Here is a 3802-nt window from a genome sequence, read left to right on the forward strand (position 1 = left end):
CATCCATGCTGACTCTTCTCTATTTGTTAAAGCAAATCGTAGCCGTATTGAGCAAGTAGTTGTAAACTTACTTAGCAATGCAATTCGATATACTCCAGATGGTGAAAAAATACATGTCTCTGTTGTAGAAACGGAAGATATAGTGAAAATCGAAATTGAAAACACAGGTAATCCTATTCCAGAAGAAAGCCTTGAAAAAATTTGGGATCGCTTCTACCGTTTAGACGCTTCTCGTAGCCGTCATACTGGAGGTACCGGCCTTGGGTTATCCATTGTGAAAAACATTTTAGATCTCCATCGCGCCGAATACGGTGTGTATAATACCACTAATAGCGTTGTATTTTATTTTAATTTACAAAAAGTGAAAGAAGTCAAATAATTTGTCTTAATTTCACTAGGAGTTCACATGAAATTCACACTCTCCCTTTATAGTAAGAAACAAGTTAATCCTTTCCTTTACACATATAAAAGAGGAGAGTGCGTGAAATGAAACAAGCAGGACAACCTATTCAAAACGAAAAACAATTAGAAACTATCAAAAATATACTTTTACAATCTTCGAAACGTGATGGCTTACTATTCGTATTAGCTGTAAATTCTGGCTTAAAAGTAAGTGAAATCTTACAATTAAAAGTTAGTGATGTAATCGATGAAAATGAAAATGTTCGCCATTCCATTTTATTTTACAATGAAAAAGTAAAGAAACATAAATGGTTTGCTGTAAATGAAGACTTACAGCACGCAATCGAAGACTACATGAAAGAACGTAAAACTTGGAAACGTAATGAACCATTATTAAAGTCTCAAAAAGGAACAAAGTCTATTACGAGACAACATGCATGGTACATTTTAAACAAAGCTGCAAAAGAAGTTGGATTAGAAGGGATTAGCTCACATACACTTCGAAAAACTTGGGGCTATTGTGCATACAAATCAGGTGTTGATATTGCATTTTTACAACACTTCTTTGATCACAGTACTCCATCAAAAACTTTAAAGTATATCGGTATTGCTTAATAACTCTTATACATAAAAAAGGTTACCATTTGTAAATTTGGTAACCTTTTTTATGTTTCATATTCTCTTTTCTTGTCTCTCCTATACTGTAGTGGTAATCTAATAGTAAGGGGGAGAAATTATGAACACATTAACAATTGAATTACCGAAAGAAACGGCTGAAAAACTTGATTTATTAAAGAAATCTTATGAAAAGAAAACAGGTGCTACAATTTCTGAAAGCACTCTTGTTCAAACACTTATCTCAAAGGAATTTATCCAAGCGATAACTCCTTTTGATTTACAACAATTCGTCAATGGAAAAGAACAGCAGTAATGAAGTGACCCCTAAAAGTTAGACACGGTTATTTCATTAGGCTACTTGATCCAAATGAGTCCGGTATTGTACCGGGCTCATTTTTAATTTTGCCTTAATCCGTTTCTTATTATAATAATCTATATATTTTTCTAATTCTATTTTAAAATGCTCTATACATTCAAATTCTTTTATATAGAGGAACTCCGACTTCATAATCCCAAAGAAATTCTCTATTACTGCGTTGTCGTAACAGTTTCCTTTTCGAGACATACTCTGTACGATATCTCTTGATTCAAGTGTACGGACGTACTGTCTCATTTGATAATGCCATCCTTGATCCGAATGCATCAGTAGCTGGTGGTTTTCAGGTAAACGTTCTAATGCTTTCTCTAACATCTCTGAAACAAGTGAATACGTCGGTCTAGAACCAATTGTATAGGTAATAATTTCACCATTATACAAGTCTAATACAGGTGATACATACAGTTTTTCTCCAAACAATTTAAACTCTGTGATGTCTGTTACCCATTTTTGATTCGGTACATCTGCATAAAAATTACGCTCTAAAATATTGGGTGCAATTTTACCGACTTTCCCTTTATAGGATTTATATTTCTTCATACGCACAACACACTTTAATCCAAGCTCTTTCATAATACGTTGCACCTTTTTGTGATTCACTTTCTGACCACGATTCGTTAACTCATCACGAATGCGACGGTAGCCATAACGACCTTCATTCTCCTCATAAATCGCTTTAATATCAGCTTTCAAATCGGCATCTACATCTGGGCGATTCATTTTCTTTACTAAATCATAATACGTGCTTCGTGGAATATTAGCTAACTCCACGAGTGCCTTCACCGAATATTTATACCTTAATTCATAGACTACTTGCGCTTTGTCTTGTTTAGTGACTTTTCCTTGTTTTGAACTAAGGCATTCAACTTTTTTAAGTACTCATTTTCCATTTCAAGCTGTTTAATACGTGCTTCAAGTGCTTCGACTGACCCTTCAGCTAAAGCTTGTTTTAATTGTTTATTTGAATCTTTTTTCATGGATGGACGCCCCTTTTTCTTAGATTGAAGGGCATCAATTCCTTGTGTTTCGAGTTGTTTTTTCCAAACAGAAATCGTTGAAGGGGCAGGAATGTTAAAGATAGCTGCCGTCTCAAATAAGGACATACCGTTTTCAATCATAAAGTTTAGTACGTCTAGTTTAAATTGTTGTGTGTAATTTGTACATCGTTTTAGAAAAGCTTCCACACCATTCTGCTTATATTGGTTTACCCAATTCAAAATGATTGTGCCACTTATACCGATCGCTCTACCCATTTCTCGATAACTTTCATTTCCGTTCAAATAACGTAGAACGATTTGYATTTTTTCATCAGCTGTAAATTTAGCCATAGAAAAACTGCACCTCCAGTTGTTAGACTGTGTCTAACAACTGGGGTGCAGTTCAGTAATCGCTGTTCTTTTTTTATTTATTTTCAAAATATCAAAAGTTTTTTATTTATTTTCCGAAAAACTATTGACTATGATAATGATAACCATTATCATTTATTATGAAGCCAACAATTGATGAATCAACCAAACGCTCAGTAACATTGTTACCCCTCTTTTTCATATAGAAAAGCATTGTACATTCCCCCTGTTTGTACAGTGCTTTTCTTGTTTGTATTTATTCAAATAAATTTAATTGCTCTGGTTTCGGCTCGCCATATGTAATATTCGCCATTTCCATCAACTGTTTCGCATTGTCCGCCGCATCCCCACCCGAATTATTGTTAAACAAAACGTATATGTCCTTAGTCTTTTTTTTCAATTCCTCTAATCGGTTTACCCATTCTTTCAACTCATTATTATTGTAGCGATATAAACAACGAACCGCTCTCCAATTTTCTCCTTTGTCAAGCCATCCATGAACATTCCGGCCATGAAAACGTATTAACGCCATGTCTGAATTTGTTGCCTCTAATACAAGCGGTACTGATCCTATTCCTGCCTGAGGCTCATCGCAAATTGTATGAATCCATTTTTCTTGTTCTAAAAATTGTAACGTCTTATCTCTCATCTCTGGATAAAACCATGTTTGATTTCGAAATTCTATTGCACATGGGAAATCTTCCATTTTTTCTTTCGTGTACCGAAGTAAATCTACATTTTTCACTTTACAATCGAACCATGGTGGATATTGAAATAAAATCATTTTTAATTTATTCGCTTCTATTAAAGGAAGAATTGATTGTTTATACACATCAAACATCTCATCGAACGTAGAAAAAGGGATTTCCCCTTTCATATGTCCTGTCATTCCTTGATAAGCTTTTACTATAAAAGAAAAATCTTTCGGCGTTTCCATCGCCCATTTTGTATAATTCCGCGCAGGTTGTATCGCATAAAATGAACTATCTACTTCCACAATGGGAAAATGTTCACTATAAGTTCGCAATTTATTTCTATTTTCATAGGGATTACTATATAA

General features: G+C 34.2%; 5 protein-coding genes. 3 read left to right on the forward strand and 2 right to left on the reverse strand.

The genetic code is table 11. The annotated features are described in order from the left end of the window. From AC1DTM_RS20105 to AC1DTM_RS20115, 3 genes are all read left to right on the forward strand, one after another. Positions 1 to 379: sensor histidine kinase (locus AC1DTM_RS20105; RefSeq protein ID WP_477000722.1), on the forward strand; the 379-nt coding region annotated here is incomplete at its 5' end. A gap of 107 nt (positions 380 to 486) precedes the next feature. Further along, on the forward strand, positions 487 to 1017 hold the full coding sequence (locus AC1DTM_RS20110; protein ID WP_000806236.1) for a tyrosine-type recombinase/integrase: 531 nt from the start codon (positions 487 to 489) through the stop codon (positions 1015 to 1017). A gap of 121 nt (positions 1018 to 1138) precedes the next feature. Then, entirely contained in the window at positions 1139 to 1333 is a 195-nt protein-coding gene (locus tag AC1DTM_RS20115) for a DUF3924 family protein (RefSeq protein WP_002149425.1), read from the forward strand. A gap of 36 nt (positions 1334 to 1369) precedes the next feature. On the opposite strand, the gene AC1DTM_RS20120 is transcribed toward AC1DTM_RS20115, so the two are convergent. Together AC1DTM_RS20120 and AC1DTM_RS20125 are read right to left on the reverse strand one after the other, a co-directional pair. Beyond that, positions 1370 to 2724 (reverse strand): IS3 family transposase gene (locus AC1DTM_RS20120; RefSeq protein ID WP_477000723.1). Its coding sequence is split into 2 segments (ribosomal slippage): positions 1370 to 2271 and positions 2271 to 2724, totalling 1356 coding nucleotides; the frame shifts between segments, so codons are not numbered across the junction. Positions 2725 to 2998: 274 nt separating this feature from the next. Continuing rightward, positions 2999 to 3802, reverse strand: an 804-nt coding sequence (locus AC1DTM_RS20125) for a DUF72 domain-containing protein (protein ID WP_477000724.1), incomplete at its 5' end; no start/stop codon positions are given.

It is taken from the genome of Bacillus sp. P4_D3 (assembly GCF_056401855.1).

Excerpts from the sequence above, each read along its gene's own strand:
- AC1DTM_RS20110 (WP_000806236.1), top strand. The coding sequence starts at position 487 with ATGAAACAAGCAGGACAACCTATTCAAAACGAAAAACAATTAGAAACT.
- AC1DTM_RS20115 (WP_002149425.1), top strand. The coding sequence starts at position 1,139 with ATGAACACATTAACAATTGAATTACCGAAAGAAACGGCTGAAAAACTT.